This is a genomic window from Providencia sp. PROV201 (assembly GCF_028479545.1).
In the GTDB taxonomy this organism is placed as follows: Bacteria; Pseudomonadota; Gammaproteobacteria; order Enterobacterales; family Enterobacteriaceae; genus Providencia; species Providencia huaxiensis.
Map to the genome: position 1 here is coordinate 179,176 of NZ_JAMPNW010000004.1, position 26,737 is coordinate 205,912.

At 43.2% G+C, this 26,737-nt stretch carries 28 protein-coding genes and 1 pseudogene; all 29 read left to right on the forward strand.

Translation table 11 applies throughout. The features are described from left to right. The first annotated feature begins 498 nt into the window (after positions 1 to 498). Positions 499 to 759, forward strand: coding sequence for a hypothetical protein (locus tag PR809_RS05295; protein WP_272524471.1), 261 nt, complete (start codon positions 499 to 501; stop codon positions 757 to 759). After that, complete coding sequence (locus PR809_RS05300; protein ID WP_272524472.1) at positions 756 to 965, forward strand: hypothetical protein; 210 nt, start codon at positions 756 to 758, stop codon at positions 963 to 965. The genes PR809_RS05295 and PR809_RS05300 overlap by 4 nt, the downstream gene beginning before the upstream one ends. A gap of 46 nt (positions 966 to 1,011) precedes the next feature. Further along, positions 1,012 to 1,323, forward strand: coding sequence for a hypothetical protein (locus PR809_RS05305; RefSeq protein WP_272524473.1), 312 nt, complete (start codon positions 1,012 to 1,014; stop codon positions 1,321 to 1,323). Positions 1,324 to 1,708: 385 nt separating this feature from the next. After that, positions 1,709 to 2,212, forward strand: a complete 504-nt coding sequence (locus PR809_RS05310; protein WP_094963135.1) for a DUF1441 family protein — start codon at positions 1,709 to 1,711, stop codon at positions 2,210 to 2,212. Continuing rightward, on the forward strand, positions 2,209 to 4,320 hold the full coding sequence (locus tag PR809_RS05315; protein ID WP_195697360.1) for a phage terminase large subunit family protein: 2,112 nt from the start codon (positions 2,209 to 2,211) through the stop codon (positions 4,318 to 4,320). Before PR809_RS05310 ends, PR809_RS05315 begins: the two co-directional genes overlap by 4 nt. Continuing rightward, positions 4,317 to 4,532 (forward strand): hypothetical protein, encoded by a 216-nt coding sequence (locus tag PR809_RS05320; RefSeq protein WP_164565502.1) that lies wholly within the window; start codon positions 4,317 to 4,319, stop codon positions 4,530 to 4,532. Before PR809_RS05315 ends, PR809_RS05320 begins: the two co-directional genes overlap by 4 nt. Beyond that, positions 4,529 to 6,034: a phage portal protein gene (locus tag PR809_RS05325; RefSeq protein ID WP_272524474.1), complete on the forward strand. Its 1,506-nt coding sequence runs from the start codon at positions 4,529 to 4,531 to the stop codon at positions 6,032 to 6,034. Before PR809_RS05320 ends, PR809_RS05325 begins: the two co-directional genes overlap by 4 nt. Beyond that, a complete protein-coding gene (locus PR809_RS05330; protein WP_442959982.1) occupies positions 5,979 to 8,042 on the forward strand; it encodes a ClpP-like prohead protease/major capsid protein fusion protein in 2,064 nt (687 codons plus the stop codon). The genes PR809_RS05325 and PR809_RS05330 overlap by 56 nt, the downstream gene beginning before the upstream one ends. Before the next feature lie 84 nt (positions 8,043 to 8,126). Next, positions 8,127 to 8,474: a capsid cement protein gene (locus PR809_RS05335; protein ID WP_110591869.1), complete on the forward strand. Its 348-nt coding sequence runs from the start codon at positions 8,127 to 8,129 to the stop codon at positions 8,472 to 8,474. 3 nt (positions 8,475 to 8,477) lie between these two features. Beyond that, positions 8,478 to 8,774, forward strand: a complete 297-nt coding sequence (locus PR809_RS05340) for an ATP-binding protein (RefSeq protein ID WP_195697358.1) — start codon at positions 8,478 to 8,480, stop codon at positions 8,772 to 8,774. After that, positions 8,752 to 9,315, forward strand: coding sequence for a phage tail protein (locus PR809_RS05345; RefSeq protein ID WP_272524475.1), 564 nt, complete (start codon positions 8,752 to 8,754; stop codon positions 9,313 to 9,315). Before PR809_RS05340 ends, PR809_RS05345 begins: the two co-directional genes overlap by 23 nt. Beyond that, positions 9,315 to 9,713 (forward strand): phage tail terminator protein, encoded by a 399-nt coding sequence (gene gpU, locus PR809_RS05350; protein ID WP_166687536.1) that lies wholly within the window; start codon positions 9,315 to 9,317, stop codon positions 9,711 to 9,713. The genes PR809_RS05345 and gpU overlap by 1 nt, the downstream gene beginning before the upstream one ends. An 11-nt stretch (positions 9,714 to 9,724) precedes the next feature. Beyond that, positions 9,725 to 10,216, forward strand: a pseudogene (locus tag PR809_RS05355) (phage tail tube protein); the annotation flags it as partial. A 212-nt stretch (positions 10,217 to 10,428) separates the two neighbouring features. Continuing rightward, entirely contained in the window at positions 10,429 to 11,211 is a 783-nt protein-coding gene (locus PR809_RS05360; RefSeq protein WP_272524476.1) for a KilA-N domain-containing protein, read from the forward strand. Beyond that, positions 11,192 to 11,548: a hypothetical protein gene (locus tag PR809_RS05365; protein WP_094963146.1), complete on the forward strand. Its 357-nt coding sequence runs from the start codon at positions 11,192 to 11,194 to the stop codon at positions 11,546 to 11,548. Before PR809_RS05360 ends, PR809_RS05365 begins: the two co-directional genes overlap by 20 nt. 43 nt (positions 11,549 to 11,591) lie before the next feature. After that, the gene (gpG, locus tag PR809_RS05370; RefSeq protein WP_094963147.1) at positions 11,592 to 11,969 is read left to right on the forward strand and encodes a phage tail assembly chaperone G; all 378 of its coding nucleotides are present in this window, start codon (positions 11,592 to 11,594) and stop codon (positions 11,967 to 11,969) included. A 65-nt stretch (positions 11,970 to 12,034) separates the two neighbouring features. After that, the gene (locus PR809_RS05375; protein ID WP_242439641.1) at positions 12,035 to 12,307 is read left to right on the forward strand and encodes a phage tail assembly protein T; all 273 of its coding nucleotides are present in this window, start codon (positions 12,035 to 12,037) and stop codon (positions 12,305 to 12,307) included. Then, entirely contained in the window at positions 12,282 to 15,347 is a 3,066-nt protein-coding gene (locus PR809_RS05380; RefSeq protein WP_272524477.1) for a phage tail tape measure protein, read from the forward strand. Before PR809_RS05375 ends, PR809_RS05380 begins: the two co-directional genes overlap by 26 nt. Before the next feature lie 49 nt (positions 15,348 to 15,396). Next, positions 15,397 to 15,726: a phage tail protein gene (locus tag PR809_RS05385; protein ID WP_110591861.1), complete on the forward strand. Its 330-nt coding sequence runs from the start codon at positions 15,397 to 15,399 to the stop codon at positions 15,724 to 15,726. A 68-nt stretch (positions 15,727 to 15,794) separates the two neighbouring features. Further along, positions 15,795 to 16,352 carry a zinc ribbon domain-containing protein gene (locus tag PR809_RS05390; protein WP_264403793.1) on the forward strand — a complete coding sequence of 186 codons (558 nt, stop codon included), beginning with the start codon at positions 15,795 to 15,797 and terminating at the stop codon, positions 16,350 to 16,352. 58 nt (positions 16,353 to 16,410) lie between these two features. Continuing rightward, a complete protein-coding gene (locus PR809_RS05395) occupies positions 16,411 to 17,109 on the forward strand; it encodes a phage minor tail protein L (protein WP_272524478.1) in 699 nt (232 codons plus the stop codon). Between the two features lie 8 nt (positions 17,110 to 17,117). After that, a complete protein-coding gene (locus PR809_RS05400) occupies positions 17,118 to 17,846 on the forward strand; it encodes a C40 family peptidase (RefSeq protein WP_181489615.1) in 729 nt (242 codons plus the stop codon). Beyond that, on the forward strand, positions 17,750 to 18,412 hold the full coding sequence (locus PR809_RS05405; RefSeq protein ID WP_272524479.1) for a tail assembly protein: 663 nt from the start codon (positions 17,750 to 17,752) through the stop codon (positions 18,410 to 18,412). Before PR809_RS05400 ends, PR809_RS05405 begins: the two co-directional genes overlap by 97 nt. Before the next feature lie 2 nt (positions 18,413 to 18,414). Further along, entirely contained in the window at positions 18,415 to 23,103 is a 4,689-nt protein-coding gene (gene gpJ, locus PR809_RS05410; protein WP_125892294.1) for a TipJ family phage tail tip protein, read from the forward strand. Then, the gene (locus PR809_RS05415) at positions 23,100 to 24,188 is read left to right on the forward strand and encodes a hypothetical protein (RefSeq protein ID WP_125892292.1); all 1,089 of its coding nucleotides are present in this window, start codon (positions 23,100 to 23,102) and stop codon (positions 24,186 to 24,188) included. The genes gpJ and PR809_RS05415 overlap by 4 nt, the downstream gene beginning before the upstream one ends. A gap of 8 nt (positions 24,189 to 24,196) precedes the next feature. Continuing rightward, entirely contained in the window at positions 24,197 to 24,352 is a 156-nt protein-coding gene (locus tag PR809_RS05420; RefSeq protein WP_185746907.1) for a hypothetical protein, read from the forward strand. Between the two features lie 67 nt (positions 24,353 to 24,419). Next, on the forward strand, positions 24,420 to 25,844 hold the full coding sequence (locus PR809_RS05425; protein ID WP_272524480.1) for a phage tail fiber protein: 1,425 nt from the start codon (positions 24,420 to 24,422) through the stop codon (positions 25,842 to 25,844). 62 nt (positions 25,845 to 25,906) lie between these two features. Continuing rightward, positions 25,907 to 26,260, forward strand: coding sequence for a DUF6864 domain-containing function (locus PR809_RS05430; protein WP_206276619.1), 354 nt, complete (start codon positions 25,907 to 25,909; stop codon positions 26,258 to 26,260). A gap of 11 nt (positions 26,261 to 26,271) precedes the next feature. After that, positions 26,272 to 26,592, forward strand: a complete 321-nt coding sequence (locus PR809_RS05435; protein ID WP_206646189.1) for a hypothetical protein — start codon at positions 26,272 to 26,274, stop codon at positions 26,590 to 26,592. The last annotated feature ends 145 nt before the right edge of the window (positions 26,593 to 26,737 follow it).

Consider the following 26,737-nt stretch of genomic DNA (forward strand, 5'->3'; position numbering starts at 1 on the left):
TTTGATGGTGATGACGTTGTTTATGAAGGTCTAGTGGCCTACTCAGGTTCAACCGAACATGGCGTCCTGCAACTAGAATAATTGCGAGCGAAGCGCGGCGTTGTCGCTGTCTCATGTGTTAGCTGTGACCAACCTCTCACTTGATAGCGCACACTGAGAATCAAAAACAACGAATCCAAGTTTGGGTAGACTCATTGGGTTGAAACGTCAGCAACCGGAGAAGAAGCGGCGTGACTTATGGAGAGACATAATTTTATTTAATTCTACAAATGCTATTCATTGAGTAGCATTGATAGAGTTTTATATATGTTTTGAATGCTGGTGGTCACTCGGTACCGCGGAGTTATATAAATTCATCTAGAATAATATTCTAAATAGCCATCAGTTAGCCGCTGGTGGTTTTTTGTTTGAGGCAATTGTATGGAACTTAAACCAAAAGTAGTGAGATTAATAACAACTATTACTGAATATCAGTGTGATAACTGCAAAGAAGGTTTAATGGCTAGAGACAGGGGATGTAATGATATTCAACTCACATCCCCACCTAGGTTTAAGCATATTTGTACTAAGTGTGGTTCGACTGATTGGCTTTCTGATTCATACCCATTAGCTAACAATTCTTACAATCCATCCGATACGGTATCAGAAAGCGATGCTGAACGAATAAGACAGCTTGAACAGACGATACTTAATATGGGAAAGCAAATCGAACGACTATCACAAGATGTGCAATCTGCTAAGTCAGGGTGGTCATTATGAGTAACTCACAGCCAAGGCAGTCAGTTTATCACTATGAATCGAAGGGATTCAATGAGGTGCTCAAACTCATTGCTCTTCATTTAATAAAGAACGCAATCACAATGCTTGGTGATAAAGAGTTACCATCTGAAATAGAAAAGCAAAGAGCATCCATTGATTCTGATATCAAAGAGCAGCAGATGATAGTTGATAGATTGCTCAATTAATTATCCAACAATACCACATCGTTACAAGTGACTATAGGAGTTGTCGATGCCATTACCGATATATAGAAACCGTGAAATAGGGTTGACCGGTCGCTTTAAGTTCAGGCGCCAGAGTCTGACTGGCCTCCCTGTCTTACAAGTAGAGGTGGATATACGGCGCTCACGATATCCCATTGATAGCCCAAGTAATGATATCAAAACCTTGACTGATTGGCGTGATGCAACTTATGAAGAAGCAATAAGAATGCAAATAGATCTTGGTCGCAACACAAAACAAAGTGAGCATTACGTCGTTGGTGAAAAGCCACTACGGCATGAAAAAGTAAATGGAGGAAACCATGGCTTGCCAAGGCTTTAAGAGCCCGTTTCAATTCAGAGAGCAGCTAGACAAACAACTAAGTGATGGTGATGTAAATATTAAAGGGTATCAGCCCAAACGTGCAAGTAATTCTAAGTCGCTCCCGCCACCAAAGAAACCTTAAACTCATTAGATTGATTAATTTTACGCATAATTCAAAAGGTACTCCCGAGGGGGTGCCCTTACCACGAGGCGGCATGCGCGCGGAAAACGGCTCATTTTCAATTTTTCATGCTGTCAGCAGCAGGTGAGTTAACTATTTGATTCAATATGAAAATATCGATATTGAGGTGACAATTTTTAAAATGAGTTGTCACCTCAATATACTGTATCTATCTGATAATAAATAAAAATATCAGTTTTCACCTGACAGAGTGAGGTGTCAATGTCCAACATCAGCAATCTGGGGGACGCCTACAACTGGAGCGTGGCTAAGATTGCTGAAGCATTCGGCTTAAATCGCGGAACAGTTAAAAAGCGATTGCTCGATGCAAATACTCCCATTGCCAATATTGTGCGAGGCAATCCCGTTTATGCCTTGCGAGATATCGGACCGATACTTTTCGGTGCCGACCCCGATGTAAATACAAATAATCTTCAAGATCCCACACTGATGCCACCTAAAGAGCGTAAGGATTGGTATCAGTCTGAAAATGAAAGAATTAAGTTAGAAACTACGCTTAAACAATTAGTTCCCGTTGCCGATGTACATTTGGAAATGGCGGTACTAGTTAAAGCAATAACCCAAGTTTTAGATACATGGCCTGATAAATTAGAGCGAGATAAAGGTTGGAGTGCAGAGCAACTCACTGAGGTGCAAATCATTGTCGATGAATTACGGGATATTCTCGCTTCTCGTGTGATGGATGCGGAGGATTTTGACGAATGACAGTAAATTATGCCTCAGCATCAACGGTAAGAAAGGATGTTGCATCCTTATTGAAAGCACCTCGTAGAATGCCAATTGCTCAGGCAGTAAAAAAATATATGCGCGTTCCCATGGGAGAAGGTTCATCAATACCGTGGGATGACTCATTGACCCCCTATATTATTGAACCCATGAACTGCCTTTCAGATCGCCGCTATGATTCGGTGATATTTGTTGGTCCAGCTCGTACGGGGAAATCACTGGGGTTAATTGATGGTTGGATTGTTTATGTCATTGTGTGTGACCCTGCGGATTTTCTTCTCATCCAAATGACAGAAGAAAAAGCGCGAGAGCACTCTAAAAAGCGATTAGATAGAACTTTTCGATCTAGTCGCGAAGTGGCTAAAAGACTAAGCCCACACCGAAATGATAATAACGTCCATGACAAAACATTTAGGGCTGGAAATTACTTAAAAATTGGCTGGCCATCCGTCAATATCATGTCCTCTTCGGATTATCGTTTTGTTGCTTTAACGGATTATGACCGATTTCCCGAAGATGTTGACGGTGAAGGGGATGCTTATACGTTAGCCGCAAAGCGAACAACCACATTCATGTCCGCAGGGAAAGCACTGGTTGAAAGCTCCCCTGGTCGAGAGATAACAGACAGTAAGTGGCGACGAAATACACCTCACGAAGCTCCGCCAACAACGGGCATTTTGTCACTTTATAATCGTGGCGATCGCCGCCGCTGGTATTGGCCATGCCCGCACTGTTCGGAATATTTTTTGCCCATTCGAGAAAATATGGTGGGTTTTAATGAGGGAGATGACCCAACAGTGGGCAGCAAAGCCGCTCGATTACAGTGTCCACACTGTCTGGGACTCATTGAACCTGATCAGAAAAGAGCGCTAAATAATAAAGGTATTTGGCTCAAAGAGGGGCAGTCTATTGACCAAAATGGCGTTGTGACAGGTGAGCCAAGGGAGTCGCGCATTGCTTCATTTTGGATGGAAGGCCCCGCAGCCGCTTATCAAACATGGGAAAAGTTAGTTTATAACTTACTCAATGCGGAGCAAGAATACGAGCGAACTGGTAGTGAGGAAACACTAAAGTCTGTTATTAATACCGACTGGGGACAACCTTATTTACCAAAAATCAGTCAAGAGCAGCGAAGCGGCGATGATCTTAAAGCCCGAGCAGAGTATTGGGACTATGGCTCAGTGCCTAATGGCGTTCGTTTTCTTGTGGCCACCGTTGACGTGCAGGGCGGTAAAAAGCGGCGTTTTGTCGTTCAAGTCACAGGCTATGGCGCCAGAGGTGAGCGTTGGATAATTGACCGATTTGATATCACTCATTCATTAAGAACAAACGAAGATGGTGAATCACTGCCCATTAATCCTTCATCTTACGCGGAGGACTGGGATGTTCTCATTACGGATGTGCTCGATAAAACTTACCCAATTCACGATCATGATAACGTTGAAATGGGCGTCCATTGCATGGCAATAGATACCGGTGGGGAAGAAGGGGTAACTGATAACGCGTATAAATTTTGGCGACAATGTAAGAAGGAAGGGTTAGCGAGGCGAGTGTATTTATTTAAGGGGGATGGTAAAGCGAAAAGCAAGCTGATTACTAAATCTTACCCTGATAACACTAATCGTTCAGATCGCCGAGCAAAAGCGCGGGGTGATGTACCTATTCATTTATTACAAACCAATGAACTTAAAGATCGCATTTCTGCTCATCTTGGGCGAGACACCGTTGGCCCTAACTATATTCATTTCCCAGATTGGCTTGATGATTCTTTCTACGATGAATTGACGTATGAAGAGCGCGATAGTAACGGGAAATGGAGTAAACCGGGTAAAGGGGCTAACGAAGCATTTGACTTAATGGTCTATGCGCATGCGTTGGTAATTTTGCTTGGTTACGAAAAAATCAAATGGGAGAACCCGCCTAAATGGGCTCGGTTGCCGGATATCAGTGATGTTAAACCATCTCGTCCAGCGCCTAATCAACCTCCTCAAAAATCAACACCAATTCAAACAGAAACACAAGAAACCACGCCTAGCGCAAGCTCGGCATGGACTCCTGTGTCTGCAACTTCAGGGGGATGGGTATGACCCGTGAACAAATCAAAGAAATGCTAGATGCATATTTAAAAGCAGAAATGGAAATACTGCAGGGGAAGAGTATTACATTTAACGGGCAGTCAATGACAATGGAAAACCTTAGCGAGATCCGTAAGGGGCGAGAATATTGGGAGTATCGATATTCACAAAGTAGCGCCGCTAATCGCAAGTCACCCGGTTATAAATTAGCGAGGCTCTCATGAATATGTTGGAGAAGGCGATTGCGGTATTTTCACCGTCATGGGCGAGTCAACGAGCCAAGTCACGCTATGCCATTCATGCTTATGAAGCTGCCAATCCCTCTCGGCTTCATAAGGCGCGTCGAGAGAATCGAAATGCGAACCAATTAACGCAAGTTGGTGGTAAATCCTTACGTGAGCAAGCGCGATGGCTAGATAATAATCACGACCTTGTGATTGGTATTCTCGACAAAATGGAAGAGCGCATTGTTGGTAGCAAGGGGATTATTGTTGAACCACAGCCACTATCACTTACAGGGCAGATCCATGATGACCTCGCCAAGCAAATCAGAACGGCATGGTCTGAATGGTCCATTCGTCCAGAGGTGACAGGACAATTTACCCGTCCAATGCTTGAGCGTCTTTTGGTTCGAACATGGATCCGTGATGGTGAAGTTTTTGCTCAATTAGTCAGAGGAAATCAGAAAGGGCTTGATAAGCAATCGGGTATTCCATTTTGGCTTGAAGCACTTGAGCCTGACTTCGTTCCGATTCATTTGGATGATACCGGGAAAAATATCCGACAGGGGATCCAATTAAATGATTGGGGCCGCCCACAAACTTACTTTGTTTATAAAAACTTGTTAACCGCAGGCCAGCAGATGGGGGAGCTTAAATCTATCCTGACGGAAAACATGCTGCACTTGAAATATGTGCGTCGATTACATCAACTGCGCGGTAATAGTTTATTTTCCGGCATCTTAATGCGTTTAAGTGCTCTAAAAGACTACGAAGATGCAGAGTTGACGGCCGCACGTATCGCCGCCTCTCTAGGGATGTACATCAAGAAAGGTGATGCAGGGACTTACGATGATGAGCGGGAATATGAGGACCGCACTATCGATATTGTTCCCGGGATTATTTTTGATGAATTACGGCCCGGTGAAGATGTTGGCATGATCAAGTCTGATAGGCCCAATCCAAACCTTGAAAACTTCCGGAATGGTCAACTTAGAGCAGTTGCAGCGGGAAGTCGCGGTAGTTATTCCAGTATCGCACGGGATTATAACGGGACATACAGCGCGCAGCGGCAAGAGCTGGTGGAATCATTTGAGGGGTATTACATCTTGCAAGATACCTTCTGTGGCTCAGTTAGCCGACCTGTTTATCGACAATGGTTACAGATGGCTATCGCTGCAGGCGTCATTGTGGTTCCGGCTGATGTTGACCGCAGCTCACTGTATAACGCGACTTACAGCGGACCAGTTATGCCGTGGATAGATCCACTTAAAGAGTCAGCGGCATGGAAAACACAAATTCGAGGAGGGGCGGCAACAGAGAGTGATTGGGTTCGCGCTAGAGGTGGTAACCCTGCAGAAGTTAAACGCCGCCGCAAAGCGGAAATTGATGAAAATGAACGGCTTGGATTGGTTTATGACACAGATCCCGCCAATGACAAAGGTAACGACAATGCAGACGATAAACACACATCTCATGCGACCAAAAAACAGCACGACGATGAGTAAACCGCTAATGTCGGCACCGGAGAAGAGCTGGTTTCAAATGAAAGCGACCAGTGAGACTTCAGCCGATATTTATATTTATGACGAAATTGGCATGTGGGGGATAAGCGCCCGGCGATTTACCGAAGATTTAATTTCCCTCGGTAATATCAACCACATCAACCTTCATATTCATTCGCCCGGCGGTGAAGTTTTTGAGGGCATCGCTATTTATAACCAACTGAAAAACCACAATGCCACGATTACGGTTTATATCGATGGATTAGCGGCTTCTATGGCGTCAGTTATTGCCATGGTGGGTGATGAAATCATTATGCCAACCAATGCCATGATGATGATCCATAAACCTTGGGGCGTGTCGTGGGGTGATGCTAATGATATGCGCGATTACGCTGATCTGCTCGATAAGGTTGAAAACGTCTTAATCCCTGCCTACATGGAAAAAACAGGGAAAACTAAAGAAGAAATTGAAGCCATGCTCGGTGAAGAGACATGGTTAACGGCAGAAGAGTGTGTGGAACACGGTTTTGCTAATACTGTGATTGAGCCGGTTAAAGCCATGGCCAGTCTTTCATCTAAACGCATTGAGGAATTTAAATCCATGCCGAACTCATTAAAAAATACGTTAAAAAACAGTCTCGCTAATCCGAGAAACACAACAACATCAAGCGCACCGGTGGTAGAGCCTGCACCACAATCACAAAATCCAACTAATACACAACAGCCAGATACGGCAAGCATTCAAGCGCAAGCACGACAAGCTGAACAAACGCGCATGAATGGTATCAAAGATTTATTTGCGATGTTTGGCGGCAAACATGACAGCATCATGGTTGAGTGTCTGACAGATATCAACTGCACCGTTGAGCAGGCAAAAGACAAAATTTTAGATTTGGTTGCTAAAGAGGCGACGCCAACAAATACAAATAATTACGGTGCTCATATTTATGCAAATAACGGCAATATTGTGGGTGATAGCGTCCGTGCATCATTGATGGCACGTGCGGGTTATGATGAAACTCAAGCCGATAACCCATATAACTGCATGACTTTGCGTGAACTGGCCCGTATGTCATTAGCTGATCGCGGCGTGGGCGTTGCGAGTTACAATCCAATGCAAATGATTGCGATGGCCTTTACGCATACAACCTCAGACTTCGGTAATATTCTCCTCGATGTTGCCAATAAATCCATTTTACAGGGGTGGAATGAAGCAGAGGAAACCTTTGATTTATGGACCAAGAAAGGCCAACTCAGTGACTTTAAAACCGCAACGCGTGTCGGGATGGGGGGCTTCAATTCACTTCGCACCGTCCGTGAAGGGGCAGAATATAAATACGTAACAACCAGTGACAAAAAAGAGACGATTGCATTGGCGACTTACGGGGAGCTGTTTAGCATTTCTCGTCAAGCCATTATTAATGACGACATGTCCATGCTAACCGATATCCCAATGAAATTAGGGCGTGCGGCAAAAGCGACGATTGGGGATCTGGTTTACGTTATTTTAACCAAAAATGAAAAAATGCGGTCCGATAATAAACCTCTCTTTAGTGCTGACCATGGCAACACGATTAAGGGGGGAATGGATGTTGATACTATTGGTAACGGTAGAACCGCTATGCGTAAGCAAAAAGAAGGTGAACGTACGTTAAATATTCGTCCTGCCTTTATGCTTGTACCGACTGCGTTAGAAATCGCTGCCATTCAGGTAGTAGGTTCAGGCAGCGTAAAAGGCGCAGATGTGAACGCCAATATTATTAACCCAATCCGCAATATCGCTGAAATCATCACCGAGCCCCGTTTGGATATCAACAGTGATACCACTTGGTATATGACTTCAGCAAAAGGTACTGATACCATTGAAGTTGCTTATTTAAATGGTGTTGATACGCCTTACATCGACCAGCAAGAAGGTTTCACTTCTGACGGTGTAACCACTAAAGTCCGCATCGATGCAGGCGTTGCCCCTGTTGATTATCGCGGTCTGGTGCGTGTCGAAGCGGCATAATTCGTATTAAAAATACAATACTCTCGCCCTAACGGGCTTTTTTTATACCTAAAATCTGGCTCTTCGGGGCCAGAAGGAGAAGTTATGGCTAAGAATTATCAACAACAGGGGCTAACTGTTGAAGTTATCAATACAGGCACAACCGCTATTCTCAGTGGCGATTTGGTCATGGTGGGCGCATTGGCTTGTGTCGCAGCGACAAATATTGAACCTGGGGAGACGGGGGATGGTTTTGCAGAGGGTGTCTTTTTACTAAAGAAAAAGGCGGGCGTTGCATTAACAGCAGGTCAAGCGGTGACGGGGGATAAAGGGGTTGTTGCTGATAAAGGCGGCGTTCCTGTGGGTATTGCATGGGGGGCGGCAGAAGCGGGCGCGGAATTAGTACCCGTAAAACTTAATATTTTCCCAGCGACAGCGGCAGCAGGTGGTTAATTTATGAGTGCGTTTGAACGGTTTGCAGATCGCATGGACGCACTCACTGCAAAGCGAATGGGGAAGCCCATCATAATTAACGGTGTTAGTTATATTGGGGTGGAATCTCATTTCTTACCTGACTTCGGCCCTGTTACGGGGGATGGGCTTTCTTATGTCATTTTTTCTGATACGTACAAGCCTGGGAAGAATGACAGTGTCATCGCAGATGGTCTCCATTATAAAGCCACTCGCCGACAAAGGTTCAACGGTAAGTGGATGATTTTTTTAGAGGTTGATGACGATGAAGGGGAAGGATGAAGCGGTTCGTAATCTTGGTATTATCGTTGATAAAGTGACCCCGATTGCCACGGCACAGGCAATAAATCGGATTGCGGCAAGAGCCGTTAGCCGCAGTGTCAAACAAGTTTCCAAAGAAGTCAAAATCCAACAAAAGATCATCCGTAAGCGTGTAAGGCTTAAGAAAGCCAGTGTAAAGCAAGGAACCCCTAAAGCGCGGATCACAGTAAACAGAGGTAATTTACCGGCGATTGTGCTCGGCACGGCGCGTGTTCAATTATCTCGTCGTCGGGGAGTCGATAGGCGGCATGGCAGTGTTTTAAAAGTGGGTAAATTCACCTTTAAAGGTGCGTTTATTCAGCAGCTAAAAAATGGTAAACGGCATGTCATGCAACGGCTTAGCTTAAGCCGTTACCCGATTGATGTTGTCAAAATTCCCGTATCCAAACCGTTAACAGAGGCCTTTGAAGAGCACGCTATTAAAGTTCGTGAGGAGGATATGAGCAAAGAAATGCAATACGCCTTGAATAACCAATTACGGCTTTATTTTAAGGGGGGATAATGATTAAGCACACCAAGATCCGCCAGTTGGTGATTGAGGGGCTCAAGACTAGCCTCCCAAAATTATCAACTTATGACGGGCGACCTGTTAACTTTGATGAAAGTGAGCTGCCTGTTGTCGCTGTTTATTTAACAGAGCCCCACCCTGATCCACGCTACCTTGATAGCAACCAATGGACCGCCATCCTTCATATCGAGCTTTTTTTAAAAGCCGCCAAAACTGACTCTGATTTAGATAAATGGGTGGAAGAAAAGCTATATCCAGCTATCGAAAGCATGAGCAGTTTAGGTGATGTATTAACCGATATGACCCCGAAAGGGTTTGATTATGATCGCGATGATGAAATGGCGTTATGGGCTTCGGTTGATATCACCTACCAAATTGAATATGACATGTAAGGAATTTTACGATGGCAAAAGTACCAAATCCATTAGCTCCCACCAAGGGGGCAGGTACCACACTTTGGGTCTATACCGGCACGGGTGACCCAACCCAAGATCCCTTTAGCGAAACGGGCTTTATTCGGTTAGCTAAAATTAAGTCACTGGAGCCGGGAGAAATCACGGCGGCAAGTGAAGATGATAGCTATCTTGATGATCCTGATGGGGACTGGGAAAACACCACTCAAGGTGAGAAATCCTCAGGTGAAACCAGTATTACTCTTGCTTGGTTACCGGGCGAGGAAGGGCAAAAAGACCTGATTGAGTGGTTTGATGAAGGCTTGCCGCGCTTTTACAAAATTTCGTACCCGAACGGCACGTTGGATTTATTTAAAGGCTGGATTAGCGCCCTAGGTAAATCCATTCCGATCAAAGAAACCATGACGCGTACGGTAAAAATTAAAAATACCGGTCGCCCAACGATGGCAGAAGAAATTACACCAAAGCCATCGGGTAAGACGGCACCTCAACCAAAAGAGTAATAAAACTTTTAAATCAATTATATAGCCACAGAAATGTGGCTTTTTTATATACATTTCATCCTGTGCATAGCACGCACACAAAAATACCAAGAGCCTACAGAAAGTGAGCCTGAGAACTGCCGTTATAGCTGGCAAGCTCTCTTGGGGCGGCTTTTCTGTGCTACAGGCTCCCTTTCTATAGGAAATATGCAATGATTAAAATCGTACCTATGAAGTATGACGAAACCTTGATCCCGTTTAATGGCGATTGTTGGGTTAATGCTACAGCAGCAGCTAGGCACTTTGGAAAACTAACCAAAGACTGGTTAAGGGTCTCATCAACTAAAGAATATATCTATGAGGTTGGTAAAGAGCTTGATATTGAAGCGTATAATTCTAAAGAGGATATTTCTCCCCTTTTAGTTCGAGTAGAAAAAGGGCGACATGGCGGCACTTGGATCCATCCTGAATTAGTAATTGAGTTCGCAAGATGGTTATCACCAAAATTTGCTCGTGCTTGTGACCGACACATTAAAAACATGTTGATGTCACAGAGTATGACATTGACCGAAGATCAGGTTATTGGATTACTGACATACAAAGAGGCCACTGAGTGGGAGAAACGATTTCAAGAACCCTATTACAGAGCGCTATCAAAGATGTCGGGTACTCCTTATTTTGGTCATGTTGGCGGTTGTCCATTATTGTTCGCTGGTATCACGGCTAAATGGGTTTATGGAGTTGCATTACCTGATTATGTCTATGAATCAGTCAAAGAAAATAAAGGCGACAGAGAAAAAATCCATCAGTACCTGAAAGGTGATGCCTTGCATGCGGTAGAACAGCAAATGGTAGCAGTAACAAATATTGCCAATAGTTCTATTGACTACAAAGACTTCGATGCTCGTTGTATGGCTGCCTTTGATGTTAAAGGGCAAATGCAACTGCTTTATCCATCAGCACATGGAGAGCGGCATGCAGCAAGATTACAGTAAGCAAGTAGAAATCTTTTCACTGGTCGTCAGCGAGTTATTTTTGATTAGACAGGTCGCCATGCATAAGCGGCCTGTTTTTCGTTCATCGCTAGGAGATATTAAGTTTAGTGTTGAGTCGCTGGCTAACTTCTTAAAATCATACTATCAGGAAGATTATAAAAGTGACCTCGAATTAAGCATGCTGTTCTTCAATATGCTGAAAAGAGAATACCTACCAGATCCGACGGTGCTGGTTTCTTGGTGCATTAATGAAGAGTTAACGGATGAGGCAATACAGAAAATATCGGGTTTGCTTGAAGACTTTGCGGAAATGGAGTTTTCAAATCAAATTGCATAGGTCGCTCAGCGGCCTTTTTTATTTTTAATGAAAAGGTATCGATATGTTTTTAAAGAAAAAAGAAATCACTATTAGTGGTGAAAATGTTGTTCTCTATGAGCTATCCGCCCTGCAGCGTGCTGATTACTTTGATTTTTTAGCAAAAAAAGAAAAGGAAACCGACGGTCTTGAAGGCGCTGAAAGAGATGCTAAATCAATGCGCTCAATGGTAGAAAGCCAAGCGTGGCTGGTTTCTCGCTCACGTTGGCATGAAGACCGCGATCGTGACATTGATGACCTCTACGACGAAATCGCGCAAACATGGAGCATGGATGCATTAAGCGAAGCGGTTCGCGCCATCTCGGAAATCAGCGGCATGTCGAGTTCTGAGAGTGATGACGATAAAGCGGAAGACGGTGAGCTTATCACGTTGGAAAAGTAGCCAGCCGTGAGCGTATTTTTGCTTTGCGACTTGCGCGTGAATTTGGGCGTCCAGATTGGCGTCGAATGCTAAGTGAAATGAGTGCCTCCGAGTTTAGTGATTGGGTGACACACTTCAGCAAGACGCCTTTTATGCCTCAACTTATTGATATTGAATTTGCTACCTTGCACACCTCTCTTTATATGGCAATGAGTGGCACAAAAACTGAGTTGACCGATTTTATGTTGCTAACTGATGTTGAGGCAGATGAGGGAGAAATGTCAGACGAAGCCATTCAGTTAGCCAGTGAGGGGATATCAGGAGGGGTGCGGTATGAGCAACCAAATAGCGGATCTTGAGATTAAGATTGGCGCGAATACAACCGAATTTCTTGAAAAAGCCGGTCGAGTTCAGCGCGAACTAGAAAAGCAAGAACGTGATGAGCAGCGATTTGAAAAAATGCGCGAAGACGCATTAGCAAAGCAGGCGGCTAGGGCAGAAGCGGCACTTGCACGCTCACGGTCACAACTCAAGCAGTTTGAAAATGAATCTATTTCAGCGGAGCAAAAATTAGCCAGCGAACGGAAGCGGGCTAATGCTGAATTGGATGCAGCACACAAAAATATACAGGGGCTCATTCAAGCTGAAGCGCGGCGGGCACAAAACGCCAGAAGCCAAGAAGTACTGGCTGAGCAATATTATGCCCAATTGGATGCAATTAAAGCGAATGGTAAGGGATTAGAAGATCTGAGTGCCATAAAGCGCAAAATGAATAAGGACATGCAGCAGGGATTATTGCATGTCAAAGATTATCAAGCGCTTACCTCGCAAGCAATTGGTACATCAAAATCCATTACACAGTCAGAAAATAGCGCAGCACAAGCCAAGCAGCGCTTTATTAATAAGTTAAAAGAACAGGTCACACAGCAAAATCTGTCACGTACTGAAATGCTGCGATTGCAAGCAGCACAGCTTGGGGTATCGAGTTCAGCGGATATTTATATTCGTAAGCTGGAAAAGCAAAACAGTGTCATGAAAGGGGTTACTTTAACCTCTGGACAGTATCGTCAGGCCATGCGCCAGTTGCCTATGCAAATGACTGATATTGTCACTTCTTTGGCTTCTGGCATGCCACCATGGTTGGTGGCCATTCAACAAGGTGGTCAAATTAAAGACTCTTTTGGTGGGTTTGGTAATTCACTGAAAGCCATTACATCTTTAATTACACCTTGGAAAGTCGCCATGGTGGGTGGGGCTGGTGTACTAACAGCTTTTGGTGTTGCGGCATACCAAGGGTCTAAAGAGCTTAGCGAGTACAATAAGCAACTTATTTTAACCGGTAATTATGCGGCTAAAACTCAGGGTGAACTCAATGCCTTGGCTAAATCCCTTTCGGGTGAGGGGATCACTCAGTACAAAATGGCTGATGCGCTGGCACAAGTAGTCGGTTCAGGTTCATTTACGGGGCCACAGGTAGACATGGTCGCTGGTGTAGCCGCGAAAATGGAGAAGGCCACAGGTCAATCTATTGATGAAACGATTAAACAGTTTCAGCGTCTTAAAGATCAACCTGTTCAAGCTGTCATGGAGCTGGACAAATCCCTTCATTTTTTGACAGCGACACAACTTGAGCAAATAACTACGCTAGAGGAGCAAGGGCGGAAGACTGAGGCAACCAAATTAGCATGGGAGCTTTTTTCTACCTCAATGAATGAGCGAACTAAGCAAATAAGTGAAAATTTAGGAACGCTTGAAACTGCATGGAGATGGGTAGGGGAAGCAGCTCAAAATGCATGGAATCAAATGCTCAATGTAGGTCGTTCAGTTTCTGTACAAGATAAATTAGACGCAAAAGTTAAGCAATTAGCTGCGATTAAAAAAGAACTTGAACTAGCCGAAAAAGGGGGCGTACCAGATACAACTGGTTATGGGGTTGGAAGAAATTCAGAGTCTTTTTTAAATCAAAATGCCACGAGAAACTTAGAAGCAAACAGAGCGTTAGTTAAAAACCTAACCTCAGAGATTAAAGCTCTGCAAAATCAAGTAGCTAATGAAGAGTCATTTAAAGCAGGTACAAATGCTATTACTGCGTTTAATGAGAAAATGAAGAAGCAACTTGAAGCGGACTTAGCATTAAAGAAGAAATATGAAACCGCAGAAGAAAAACACCAAAGCGAACTGAGAAAAATTAGGAATAATGAATATGCCTCTCAAGCTGCAAAAGATGAGGCTATTAAACGAGAAAAAGAACGGTACCAAAAGGAACTAGACCGTAAAACGCCAAAAGGTAAGGCCTATAAACCAGACATGGGCACTCGGCATGACGAGTCCGCACAAGCAGAGGTTACATCTCTTCAGGCACAATTAAGACTTCTTGAGCAGCATTCTTCAGCAACTGATTTCCTTAGTCAGCAACGTAAAAACCTGCAATTGGAGTTGGCTAAATTTGAAGTTTTAGAAGAAGCTCGAAAGACTCGTAAATTATCTCTTGATGAACAATCTTTATTGAAAAATAAAGAAAGTATTCTTGCGAATAAAAAGCAGTTAGCGGATTTGGGTGACAAAATTGCCAAGCAAGAGCACTTAAATAAACTGCAGGATCAGGCTGATAAGTATGTCAAACAACAGGAGGCGAGGCAAAAAGCAATTGCTGATTCACTGGGTAAGTCCACCATAGAGCTTCAGCGTGCCTTAGAAATGGAACAGCTTCGCACTGTTTATGGTGATACACCACAATGGGGCAAAGTTAAATCAGCTAAACAAGCTACTTTTGATAAGGAGGATGCTGCAAAAACGGATTGGGCATCAGGTGCTAGTACGGCTTGGGGTAATTATCGTGATGCAGCGTTGGATGCTAATGCGCAAATCCAAAATGTAACCTCAGCTACGCTCAATGGTTTTAGCTCTCAGCTGGCGGAAACGCTCACGGGTGGAGAGGCTAACTTTAAAGATTTCACTCGCTCTATCCTGAAAATGTTAGCTGAAATTGCGATTAAAATGACCATTGTTAAAGGGTTTGAAGCCTTTGGTTTTGGTAGCGTGACACCGAATGCTAATGGTGGCGTGTACAACACTCCTGGTCTAAGTGCTTATAGTGGTCAGATTGTTTCTAAACCAACTTTATTCCCCTTTGCTCGCGGTGCAGGACTTATGGGGGAGGCGGGACCAGAGGCGATACTACCTTTGCGCCGTGGCATTGATGGAAAACTAGGTGTTATTGCTGCGAATACGAAGCAAAATTCTGGTGATTTCTATCAAACCAACCATGTCACTATTCAGAATGATGGTTCAAATGGTGAGATTGGACCTCAAGCACTTAAGGCGGTTTATGAAGTGGGTAAAAAAGGAGCTGAAGATTACATGAGAAAGCAGCGTCGTGATGGTGGTTCATTCTCTTAATAAAGTAAATTTAAAGCCTCCAGAGTGAAGGCTAGATAATGGAGGTTTAATGGAGAAATTCAATTGGCCAATTAAACCGGGGATGAAAACGGATTTTTCACCCCGAGTAAGATCTGTACGTTTTGGTGATGGATACGAACAGCGTAAATCAGATGGGCTGAATTCACAGCTTAAAAAATTTAATGTCAATTTATCGCTACCTTTAGAAAAAGCAGATCAGGCACTAGAATTTTTGGCTCGTCACGGCGGTGTAAAATCGTTTTTGTTTCAACCTATAAAAAGTCAGCCAGCAGTTGTAGTTGTTTGCAGAAAATGGTCTTCAGATGACGGTAATATTCGCAAAACTATCAGTGCTGAATTTGAGCAGGTAGTTTTTTAAAGATTGATCGCTTTCTCTTTTGCTTCAATGCGCTAATATAATGCCAATTATCATAGTTAGAGGTCATTATGAAAGGATTTGGGCTATTTATTTTGGTTATTGGCATAATTGGCGCTATAGCTTCTTTCGCAATGGATGTTACTGTAGCAACTGGATATGGTGGAAGGGTTAATAATATTGGTTTAATGACAGACAAACAGAATTACATTTTAATTAGTTGCTTTATTATTTTGTGTGGTTTATTGGTGACTATTTTTGGTAAAAAATCCTCAGTAACAAAAAAATGTCCATTTTGCGCGGAATCTATTAATACTGATGCTATAAAATGTAAACATTGTGGTAGTGATATAAACGTAGCAAAGGCGAGTCCTTCAAGTGTTGATTATTCATTTTCTTTATTAAATTATAATATAGATGAATTAATTGGCATAAAAAATGGAAGGGAAGTAATTAATGACTATGGGGTGAAAAAGTTAGCATTTGAAATAAAAAAGCATAATCCCAGAGTTACTCCCGCCATGCTAAAATTAAAATATAATGATGATATTCATGATGTTGCAGAAAAACTACCAACAAGAATTCAAAGTGAGTTTATTAAAAAAATATTAAACCTTATAGGTAATTAATAAAATTTCTTCATAGTGACACAACCACCTTCGGGTGGTTTTTTTGTAGGTAAATAAAATGCAAAACATCCCACCTGAGTTACTTATTGCAGTTACTGAAATTGAAGGTGACTCCGAAATCATATTATATGAAATAGATCTAACCAATATCGGTGGTGCTCGCTATCGGTTTCATGATGGTGCGAATGAATTATTAAAACCGATTATTTGGCAAGGACAAGAATATGAACCTTATCCTATTGTTGGTGAGGGGTTCGAGTTTAACGGTAAAGGGCCATCAGCCCGCCCAACTATTTCATTATCAAATTTATTTGGTTTGGTTTATGGCATTGCTAGTCGGTTAAATTCAGGCATCGGGGGTACAGTGATCCGTAGGAAAACGGATGCTAAGTTTCTCGATGCGGATAATTTTGCTGGTGGTAATGAAAATGCCGATCCAACTCAAGAGCAGGTGAGTCGATGGGTAATTGAGCAACTGACCTCGATAAACGCAGAAACAGCGACTTTCGAGTTAGCCGCTCCAACTGAAACCGATGGGGCGACATTGCCAGCTCGAGTCATTCTTTCTGATGTGTGTAATTTTGCTTATCGAGGTGAGGAGTGTGGCTATAAAGGTGAGCCAGTAGCTGATGAACTTGGTAACCCAACCCAAGATCCAACAAAAGACAAGTGCGGAAAGCGGTTATCTGATTGTAAATTAAGAAACAATACACATCGAATAGGCTGCTTCCTCTCCTCATCTCGCCTTAGTCAATAAGGACCCCTATGTTAGAACAAACTATTCTGGAACATGCTAAAAGCATGGCGCCACAGGAGTCGTGCGGCCTTGTGATTATTCAAGAGGGTACCGAGGTTTATATTCCCTGTGAAAATCAGCATGCCGATCCTGAAAACCATTTCTCGATTGCAGTTGAAAGCTACATCCAAGCCGAACGCTTAGGTGATGTGGCTGCTATTGTTCACAGTCATCCAAATGGAAAGCCTTACTTAAGTTCAGCAGATAGAGCTCATCAGCTCAAAACACATCTCCCTTGGTGGTTAGCGTGTGATGAAAAAATTATCAAATTTGAATGTGTGCCTAAGTTATTAGGTCGTGAGTTTGCTCATGGTTCTACGGACTGCTATGGCTTGTTTCGTGATGCTTATCACCTATCCGGTCATTCATTGCCGGATTTTGATCGCGAAGACAATTGGTGGCGGCAAGGTAAAGAGCTCTATTTAGATAATTTGACTGAAAATGGCTTTAAGCAAGTCAAAAGAGATATCCAACCCGGTGACATTATTTTGTGTTGTTACGCCAGTTCTCGCGCAAATCATGCCGCAATCTACCTCGGTGATCAGACAATCCTGCACCACGTCCCTAATCAATTAAGCAAACGTGAGGTTTATAACGAAAGATGGCAAAAAATGACTCACTCGATTTGGCGTTACCGCAGTTGGCAACCATCCGACTTTATGGGGATTTACAACGATTTGGCCGTCGATTCGATTTAAATATAAAAACCGCAGCGGAAGGGCTTCATGCCTTATTCCTTCAGATACCCAATCTTAAACAACAATTCCGCGAAGGTTGGTATCAGATCCGTATAAGTGGCTCTGATGTTAAGCCTAATGAGCTTCATCAACGTATTTATGAGCCGCTAACATCCAATGCGGTTATCCATATTGTGCCACGTATTGAAGGCGCTAAATCTGGTGGTGTTTTTCAGTTTGTGGCAGGTGCCGCTATTTTGGGGCTGGGTTGGTGGGGGCCAGCTTGGATATCAGCGACAGCTGCAACCATGATGATGTCAGCAGGTGCCGCAATCATGCTGGGCGGCGTTGCTCAGATGCTGACTCCACTTCCTAAGCGAGCCAGCTTATCTCGTTCTGAAGAAGAAAAAGGGAACACCTATTTCAGCAATCTAGACAACTCAGTGGCTCAAGGGATGGCGGTACCTATCGCGTACGGTGAAATCATGTGTGGATCGCGGGTAATTTCTCAGTCTGTCGAAATTATGGATGACAGTGAAGGCAAAGATATTGACGTAGGCAAACACGGTGGTAGTGGGGAGACTTAATCATGGGTAAAGGTGGAGGCAAGCAACGTACACCGTACGAAGCACCTAACGATTTAACATCAAGGCAAAAGCTGTCTATCGTTGACCTTGTAAGCGAAGGACCCATTGAGGGACCTGTGGGTGATTTAAAGGGCGTGTATCTTAATAATACCCCTGTGATTGACTCGTCTGGTAATAGTAACGTTAATGGCATGACGGCTCAGTGGGTCTCTGGAACATTGGAGCAGCCAGCATTAGAGGGGTTTTCTTCATCCTCAAGTGAAACTCCTGTGGGGATTGAAATAAAAAAAAGCACCCCAGTTACACGAACAATTACCTCGAGGAACATTGATCGCCTCCGCTTAACGTTTGGAACCCAAACATTGGTCGAGGTTAAGGATAACGGAGATAGAGTCCCCACTGCAGTAGAATTACAAATCCAAGTGCAGCGTAATGGCGCATGGGTGACAGAGAAAAATCTTACAATTCGAGGAAAGCGTAGTAATTCACCTTATTTAACTGCAGTTATTATTGATAATTTACCATCTCCACCATTTAGCATTCGTATGGTTCGCATTACACCGGATAGTAATAGCGATAAACTACAAAATAATACGATATGGTCAAGCTATACCGAGATCACCGATATTAATCAAACCTATCCGGGTTCAGCGGTTGCGGGGTTGACGTTTGAAAGTGAGCAGTTTGGTAATCAATACCCCTCTCGCAGTTACCTCATTAGGGGGCGTATTGTTCAGGTGCCTGATAACTATAACCCCGAAACACGAGAATATAGTGGTATCTGGAGTGGAACATTTAAACCTGCTTACACAAATAATCCTGCATGGGTTTTGTATGACTTATTGACAAATCCCCGTGCCGGGCTAGGTAAGCGGTTAAAGCTGTCAGAAATTGATAAATTTGCACTTTATGTTATTGGCCAGTATTGCGATCAGAGGGTGCCTGATGGTTTTGGGGGGACAGAGCCCCGCGTTACCTGCAATGCTTACATTACTGATATTCGTAAAGCTTATGACTTTTTTCAAGATCTCTGCTCACAAATGCGAGTGATGTTTGCATGGAATGGGCAAATGCTCACTTTCATTCAAGATCGCCCGAGTGATGTTGTTTGGCCTTACACAAACGCCAATGTGGTTGCAGGTCGATTTAATTACAGCTTTAGCCCGGCAAAAGCCCGCCATAATATCATTGAAGTGCGTTTCATTGATCCTGAAAATGGTTGGAAAACCAGCATCGAACAGGTAACGGATGATGCACTGGTAGCTCAATTCGGTCCTAACGTCTTACGCCTTGATGCTTTTGGGTGTACGAGCCGAGGTCAAGCAAGGCGCTATGGTTTGTGGGTGTTAATGACTGAAAAGTTAGAAACACAAACAGTAGAATTTGATGTGGGGCCAGAGGGTTTGCGCCATACTCCCGGTGACATTATTGAAATCATGGATAATGACTGGGTCGGTGGTGAGGATCCCATTAGTGGCCGTCTCATTGACATTAATGCCACTCAAAAAGTTTTAACTTTAGACAGGGAGATCACCCCGCCCAAATCAGGCTCAATATTTATTACCTTGATGAATGGTACTGGCAAATATGAACGTGTGAAAATTACGGGATACTTATCCAATAACCAAATCAAAGTTGAGGCTGTACCTAAAGGGCTAAAAGCAAAAACCATTTGGGGAATTAATCCGTCTGATTTGGCTCGTCGTTTATTTAGAGCCATCACCATTTCTGATAAAGGTGATGGTACCTACAGTATTATTGCAGTTCAGCATGTTCCCGAAAAAGAGGCCATTGTTGATCAGGGCGTAAAATTTGAGCCGTTACCCGATACGCCATTGGGCGGTTATATCCCTCCAGTTGAAAACCTTTCCGTTGAAGTCAGTGCGGATAGTGATAATTGGCAAGTAGAAACCAACTGGACAACAACAACCGCGATCCGTGGTGTTGATTTTATCCTCAAATTAACCCAAGCAGGGCGTATTGTTGGTACCGCTAAAACCCAAGAAAACCGTTATCGCATTGGTAATTTGCCGCAAGGTAATTACCTACTCTCTGTCGCACCACAAAATAAAGATGGGCAAAAGGGCGAACAAGCCTCAGTCTCATTTGATATTAACCCACCGCCACCACCTTCTTATATTGATGTTGAGCCGGGCTTCTTTAGCCTAGGGATTATCCCGCATGTGGGCGGGCAAAATGCGCTGCGCTTGCAGTATGAGTTTTGGTTTTCCGAAAAACAGATCGCCAATATCAATGAAGTTGAGCTATTAGCTGAATACCTTGGCAATGGCACGATGTGGGTTATTCAGGGAAGAAAGCTTAAAGCTGGCCAGACATATTATGTTTATGTCAGAACCGTGAACCCAGTAGGCAAATCGCAGTTTATTGAAGCCAACGGCAAGCCAGAGGATCGGGCTGATGAAATATTGGAAGTTATCGGCGATAAGTTTCTCAGCACTGAAGCTGGCCAGCGAATGGAGTCTCGAATTGAGGATATTGAAGAAGAGCAAGTCAATATCAAACATGACATCGTTGATGTTGATAGCAAGACAATTGAACTTGATAACAAGGTATTAAATCTTAATACCGATTTAGCAATCGTTAATGAAACAGCATTGCAAAATCAAATTTATGCAACGAAATTGAGTTATGAATTCAAGCGCGAGACAGTCAGAACCGAAGGGAAAATATTCCGACTTGAAGAAGTTAATGCACAGCAAGATGCTGCAGCAGCGCGTTTTCAAGAGCAAATCAGTGCTAAAGTGGATTACAACACTTCTGCGATTCTTCGCGTTGAACATGCCCAAGTCACGCTTGAAGAAGCCACAGCGGAGAAAATCAACCAAGTAACAGCGGAAGTTGACGCAGCTAAAGGGCGTATCACAACGGTTGAAAAAGCTACTGCGACACTGGAAAAAGCACAGACTGAGTTCAAGCAAACCACAATTGCAGAGTTTGGTGACATCTACGGCGCAATTACTAGCATGGAGATTGCGAATACTAACAAGGAAATCGCCCAAGCCGAAACAGCAATGCAGACCATTGCTAGCTTTAGCAAGATGACTGACCGCTTGCGAACCTCTGAAGCCAGCATTTTACGGAATGAAAAAGCGATAGCGACGGCTGACAAAGCGATAGCGGAAACGGGTGTTCAGCTTAAAGCGCATATTGATGATACTGCGGCAAATATCACTGAAATCAAAAAGGTTCAGGTTGAACAAGACAAGGCACTCGCTCAAACCCGAGAGCAGCTCACTGCGGATATTAAAGCGGGTGATGACCAACTGAAGGAGGATATTGATAAACAGGGGCGCGAACTGTCGGATGTGAGTAGTGTTGTTGATTCTCAAAAAACGGCTATTGCTAATTTGGAAGAAACGACAACAGAAACGAAAGAAAATCAGCAAAGTATTTATGAAGAAATGCATGCTAACTTTGCACAGGTACGCAAAACCCAAGCGGATCAAGCATTATCACAAGCGGAGTCGACATCACAAACTACAGCGGAAGTAAGTAAAGTCCGTAATGATAATCGCAAAATCAAGGCGCAAGTTGAGCGTACGGAAGAAGCAACAGCCACACTGGAAAAAGCCCAAGCGAAGTTATCCGAAAAAGTTTCCGCTTTGAATGAAGAAACGGAAGCGGCATTTGTTCGCGTCACAGAGTCAATCGCTGAAAAAGACAAGGCCCAAACCCAGCACACCGAGCAAACCCGTGCGGAGTTACAGAAAAACATTGATGAGAAAGGCCAGCAAATCGATGAACAAGGAAAGGTCATTGATAAGCAAGGTAAAGATCTTTCTAACGTCAGTTCAGCGGTGACTAAAAACACCAGTGCGATAGCTGACACTAATAAAACCATTGCAGAAAACGAGGAGAAAACAAGTAGTCGCTTTGAGGGGAATGAAGCTGATATTGCTCATATGCAGAAAACAGAAACAGACAAAGAGTCTTCCCAAGCGGAAACGCTCTTACAGCTTGCTGTGCAAAATATGAAGCAAGGCAATGATGCAAGAGTAATCAAGGCTAGCATCATTGAGACCAATAAGCTGATTGCGACAAATGAAAAAGCCCATGCTGAAAGGTTTACCCAGTTGAATGCGCAGTATGAACAAAGCAATGCTCGCTTTACTCGTATTGAAAAAGCGATTTCAGACAATGAAAAGGCTCAAGCGGCAGCTAATGAGTTAATTCATTCCGAACTTAAGGACACTAAAGCGGAAATTGAAAAACGGGCGGAGACCTCAGTTGATCATAAGGGAAATGCATCATCAGTATTTAGCATCAAATCAGCGGTTATGCTCAATGGTCAGTACCATGAGGCACAAATGATGATTGGCGCTATTGTCAAAAACGGCAAGGTAGTCACTCAAATTGGTTTCAGTGCTGACACATTTGGTATTTTCAATCCCTCCAGCGGCAAGTTGGAACCCGCATTTATGGTTGTTAATGGGCAAGTTGTTATTAATGAAGCGTTTATCAATAAAGCGGTGATAGGCAGTATTGTTGTGCAAACGGATATGCGCTCACCTGACTATGTGCCGGGTAAATCGGGTATGCGTATCGATATGCAAAACGGTGTATTTGAAACAAACAGTAATGATGGTGATTACTCAGTTATCCGAAACAGTAAAGGTAACTACTTCAAATATAAGGGGGTGTATATTATGGAGCAAGGATGGTTCTTATGATTGATAGGTTATTCGGTCTAAAGATCCGCAATTTAGACGGCAGTGAGTTTATCTTCAATGAGCACACTGCCCCAGCGACAAACCTTTGGACTCGTTATGTCAAAAGAAGCGATGGACTATCTCCAGATGGTGGTTGGCTAACATACAAATGGAATTGTCCCAATGAAATTCCAGAAGGGTATGGGTTCCAAGTGGTTTCTTTGAGTGCAGCAGAGGTGACGTTTACGCAAAGTGGCGATAGGCGCTATGTATCAGGCACAAAGGATAAAATTGCGTATAGCTCAAATGGTAGAAAAGTCACAGTGATGGGAATGATGGATTATGACTTAAACTACGTGAAAATTATTGCATTTCCAACTATTGAATCCCAAAAGGTTACTCGTGGTTTTGGGTTAAAAGTGATGGGGAGCTCTATCTTTCTGGAAAATACACCACCTCTTGGTTATGCCTACGCGACTCACAAAGCAAAGGTCTATATTACAGAGGGATTTAACATCGGAGAGACCTTCCCAGGCTTAACGATTGAGAATGCGGTATTTTTCTTTTATACCGATGATAATAAGTCCTTTATTCGCTTAGAGCCTTCGAACGTCCAAAGCTGGGAGACGTTAAAATGGTGGCGTTATGTTAGTCGAAATCGAAACAGCACCAATATTACCGCCTATTCACCCGCGTGGTATTGGGTTGTTGCTTTTACGAATGTGCAGCCCGCCCAACTGGATACACCCGGCTTTGGCTTAAAAATCCGCAACCTTGAAGGGAAAGTCACATTTAACTCTCAAATGGGTGTAATGACACGGCCTATTACCATTCCGGGCAATCAAATACCGCTAGGCTCGGGTATTAACGTAGATTCCATTCGTCGGCCCATGTACACACCGACAAAGGTCGGGGAGATATTCAGCAGTGATGGCGGTTTAGGTTGGTGGCGAGACCTAAATATCGGGAATTTAGGTGAGTCTCAAATCAGCTTATTCCAAACAAGTACCTCTCAACAACGAGGCCATCATGGTAATCAAACGATAGCCCGAACCGCAACACCCGCTATTTTTCTAGACGCTGCAGATTATTTTCCTTTTCCATAGGTAACCAGATGAAAAAAATTAAATATGCGATATTCACAGGGATCGTCGTGCTTATTGCTGCGTGCAAATCACCTGTAACAGTGACGCATGAGGTTTGTGAAGGGCTATTTGTGGTCACGCAATCAGACACAAATGAATTCAAGCAACATCATTGTATGAAGTAAGTAAACGAATACCTATAGGCCGCTTAATTGTGGTTTTTTTACGTCCAAATTTCGGAGAATCAATCCTATGTATAATATCGGTACCGTCAGCACCACAGCAAATAGTCCAAAAATAACAGGGACAGGCACACGCTGGAAAGATAACACTACGCTTGTTTCAGTCGGTCAGGTTGTGCTGATTGAAAATGGATCTAATTTGCTCATTAATAGCATTTATTCCATTGAAAGCAACACGGCTTTAACGTTGGCCTTTCCTGTTTCAGCAAAACTAACTAATGCGAAATATATCATTCTAACAACGATGATTGATTCCATTTCTGACGGGGTTAATAAAGCGACGGCGCAGGTTATTGCGAGCGAAGTCTACACAGAAATTTTAAATCAGTGGATGACAGCTCAGGGTGCCATTGATGTTGAATTGCCGACTGGACAGAAAATTAAGCTTCGTACGGTTGCTGAAATGGATAAGCAGCTAGATGGGAAGTTTGATAAAGCCGGAGGGGATATCAATGGCAGGGTAACAGTTAATTCTTCAACAATAAGAATTTCAGGAACAGATGATTGGCCGGGACTTTCGATTAGGAAGAAAAATGGCGAAGAAGTTAGAATTGAAGCGTCAAATACTACAGAAACGTTATTAGATATTTCTTATCGAGATACTGAAAACAAACGACTGAATACCTTTATCATCCCGAGAAAGTCAGGTACGGCAATGACAGTGGGTGAGTATGGTATCGGAATTGCCGCTTCCCCAATAAAAACAGAGGATATCGCAAAAGACTGGAGCACTCGCTTTGTAGCAACTCCTGGGGAGCCAGGTGTTGCCAATAGTTTACCGTGGGGGGTGGGGGTGCATATTGCAGAGAATGAGTATGGTTGCGTATTACATTATGACCCTGCTTCAAAAACACTGAGAACGTGTTCAACAGGGAAAAATAATGCAGTCCTTACAAGCATCAATACTGTTTATTCAACCGCAAACACAACAAAAGACTCAAACGGCAACTTAAAAGCCGCTTCCCCGATTGTGAAAGTTTTTGCTGACCACATCGAACTCAACGAAGAGTCTGAAGGCGTTGAAATGGAGCGCCTTGATATTGGCCATTATCTCATTAAAGGTGTTGTGGGCTTTAATGCAGATGGTGCATGGGGTATCAATAACGGCTTTGTCATTCCTCAAGACCATAACGGTAAAAATATGGTTCTCATTGATTACGAGGTGAGACCTGATGGTGATATTGAAGTTTTTGTTTTCCACCAACAGAACGCAGATATGCCAGAACGTTTCCAGAACAAGCGCATTAAGCACTTTGATGAAGAAGGCGTGCCTGTTTACTTCGAAAACTACGAGCCTTGTGACGTACCTGAATCGCGCTGGATAGACATGCGTGTCGAAATGCCACCTAACTCCCTCTACAATCAAAAGCAAGCTGAAGCCGCTAAATTAGCCAGTTACCAGCAGCAACTTGAAACGCTAGAACTAAATCAGTAGCCCGAACAGAAGAAGATACAAGGATGTATCTCTGCTATCATGTGAAAAAATAGGAGCTCTATATGAACGCAGTTATACATTGTGGCAACAAGTTTGTTATCTCATCAGGGGTATTTGAAGCCTTTGATAGAGAAAAAACAACAATAGAAATTCTTAACGGAATGAAAATTAATTTTCTTGTGAAGTTTGATAGCAAGGACAAGGGGTCAAGGATTGATACTGGTGATGAAAATGGTGAATTGTTAATTGAGATATTAAACCCTTATTTCGATGGAGGCTTCGGCCCAACCAGACCAATGCTAATAGCCTCGGTTGATGGTAAAAATGTACATTTGAGGTTTCGCGTTAATTTATATGGAACTCAGCCGGGGTATTATAGCTATCAAATTACATACACAATTTATGTAGATAAATAGCGAGGCTCAGTATGAATAAAGCTAATTCAGAAAATACACAAGAGCCTCATGTAGAGTTAAAAACAGGGTATAGCGAAGTCCTTGAAACTAAAAAATTAGAACTTAACCATACACAAGCCAGCGAGCAACTATCCCATCAATTAAAGAAGATGCGATGGGAGCGATTAACATCAACTGAGTCGTATGCTTTTTACATTGTCATGTCGGTAGTAGTCTTATCTATCGTTATTTATGTTATGGACGTTAATAGTACATTTTTTAAAGAATACACATACCCGCTACTAATGGCATACCTAGGCTATACCCTAGGGAAGGGTAGTAAAAAAGAATAAAGCAAGCTGAAGCAGAGAGACTCGCTAAGATAGAAGCAGAGCGATTAGCGCAAGAAGAAGCTAAACGTGCAGCAGAGGAAGCGGAAAGGGCAGAGCAGGAAGCTGTGGAACAGGTAGAGCAACAATAAAAACTAATGCGCCAGCT

Excerpts from the sequence above, each read along its gene's own strand:
- PR809_RS05365 (WP_094963146.1), top strand. The coding sequence starts at position 11,192 with ATGCAGCAAGATTACAGTAAGCAAGTAGAAATCTTTTCACTGGTCGTC.
- PR809_RS05435 (WP_206646189.1), top strand. The coding sequence starts at position 26,272 with ATGAATAAAGCTAATTCAGAAAATACACAAGAGCCTCATGTAGAGTTA.
- PR809_RS05400 (WP_181489615.1), top strand. The coding sequence starts at position 17,118 with ATGTTAGAACAAACTATTCTGGAACATGCTAAAAGCATGGCGCCACAG.
- PR809_RS05425 (WP_272524480.1), top strand. The coding sequence starts at position 24,420 with ATGTATAATATCGGTACCGTCAGCACCACAGCAAATAGTCCAAAAATA.
- PR809_RS05335 (WP_110591869.1), top strand. The coding sequence starts at position 8,127 with ATGGCTAAGAATTATCAACAACAGGGGCTAACTGTTGAAGTTATCAAT.
- PR809_RS05330 (WP_442959982.1), top strand. The coding sequence starts at position 5,979 with ATGCAGACGATAAACACACATCTCATGCGACCAAAAAACAGCACGACG.
- PR809_RS05390 (WP_264403793.1), top strand. The coding sequence starts at position 15,795 with ATGAAAGGATTTGGGCTATTTATTTTGGTTATTGGCATAATTGGCGCT.
- PR809_RS05345 (WP_272524475.1), top strand. The coding sequence starts at position 8,752 with ATGACGATGAAGGGGAAGGATGAAGCGGTTCGTAATCTTGGTATTATC.
- PR809_RS05360 (WP_272524476.1), top strand. The coding sequence starts at position 10,429 with ATGATTAAAATCGTACCTATGAAGTATGACGAAACCTTGATCCCGTTT.
- gpG (WP_094963147.1), top strand. The coding sequence starts at position 11,592 with ATGTTTTTAAAGAAAAAAGAAATCACTATTAGTGGTGAAAATGTTGTT.
- PR809_RS05415 (WP_125892292.1), top strand. The coding sequence starts at position 23,100 with ATGATTGATAGGTTATTCGGTCTAAAGATCCGCAATTTAGACGGCAGT.
- PR809_RS05385 (WP_110591861.1), top strand. The coding sequence starts at position 15,397 with ATGGAGAAATTCAATTGGCCAATTAAACCGGGGATGAAAACGGATTTT.
- PR809_RS05420 (WP_185746907.1), top strand. The coding sequence starts at position 24,197 with ATGAAAAAAATTAAATATGCGATATTCACAGGGATCGTCGTGCTTATT.
- PR809_RS05395 (WP_272524478.1), top strand. The coding sequence starts at position 16,411 with ATGCAAAACATCCCACCTGAGTTACTTATTGCAGTTACTGAAATTGAA.
- gpJ (WP_125892294.1), top strand. The coding sequence starts at position 18,415 with ATGGGTAAAGGTGGAGGCAAGCAACGTACACCGTACGAAGCACCTAAC.
- PR809_RS05375 (WP_242439641.1), top strand. The coding sequence starts at position 12,035 with ATGCTAAGTGAAATGAGTGCCTCCGAGTTTAGTGATTGGGTGACACAC.
- PR809_RS05340 (WP_195697358.1), top strand. The coding sequence starts at position 8,478 with ATGAGTGCGTTTGAACGGTTTGCAGATCGCATGGACGCACTCACTGCA.
- PR809_RS05310 (WP_094963135.1), top strand. The coding sequence starts at position 1,709 with ATGTCCAACATCAGCAATCTGGGGGACGCCTACAACTGGAGCGTGGCT.
- gpU (WP_166687536.1), top strand. The coding sequence starts at position 9,315 with ATGATTAAGCACACCAAGATCCGCCAGTTGGTGATTGAGGGGCTCAAG.
- PR809_RS05380 (WP_272524477.1), top strand. The coding sequence starts at position 12,282 with ATGAGCAACCAAATAGCGGATCTTGAGATTAAGATTGGCGCGAATACA.
- PR809_RS05325 (WP_272524474.1), top strand. The coding sequence starts at position 4,529 with ATGAATATGTTGGAGAAGGCGATTGCGGTATTTTCACCGTCATGGGCG.
- PR809_RS05315 (WP_195697360.1), top strand. The coding sequence starts at position 2,209 with ATGACAGTAAATTATGCCTCAGCATCAACGGTAAGAAAGGATGTTGCA.
- PR809_RS05405 (WP_272524479.1), top strand. The coding sequence starts at position 17,750 with ATGGCAAAAAATGACTCACTCGATTTGGCGTTACCGCAGTTGGCAACC.
- PR809_RS05295 (WP_272524471.1), top strand. The coding sequence starts at position 499 with ATGGCTAGAGACAGGGGATGTAATGATATTCAACTCACATCCCCACCT.
- PR809_RS05305 (WP_272524473.1), top strand. The coding sequence starts at position 1,012 with ATGCCATTACCGATATATAGAAACCGTGAAATAGGGTTGACCGGTCGC.
- PR809_RS05430 (WP_206276619.1), top strand. The coding sequence starts at position 25,907 with ATGAACGCAGTTATACATTGTGGCAACAAGTTTGTTATCTCATCAGGG.
- PR809_RS05300 (WP_272524472.1), top strand. The coding sequence starts at position 756 with ATGAGTAACTCACAGCCAAGGCAGTCAGTTTATCACTATGAATCGAAG.
- PR809_RS05320 (WP_164565502.1), top strand. The coding sequence starts at position 4,317 with ATGACCCGTGAACAAATCAAAGAAATGCTAGATGCATATTTAAAAGCA.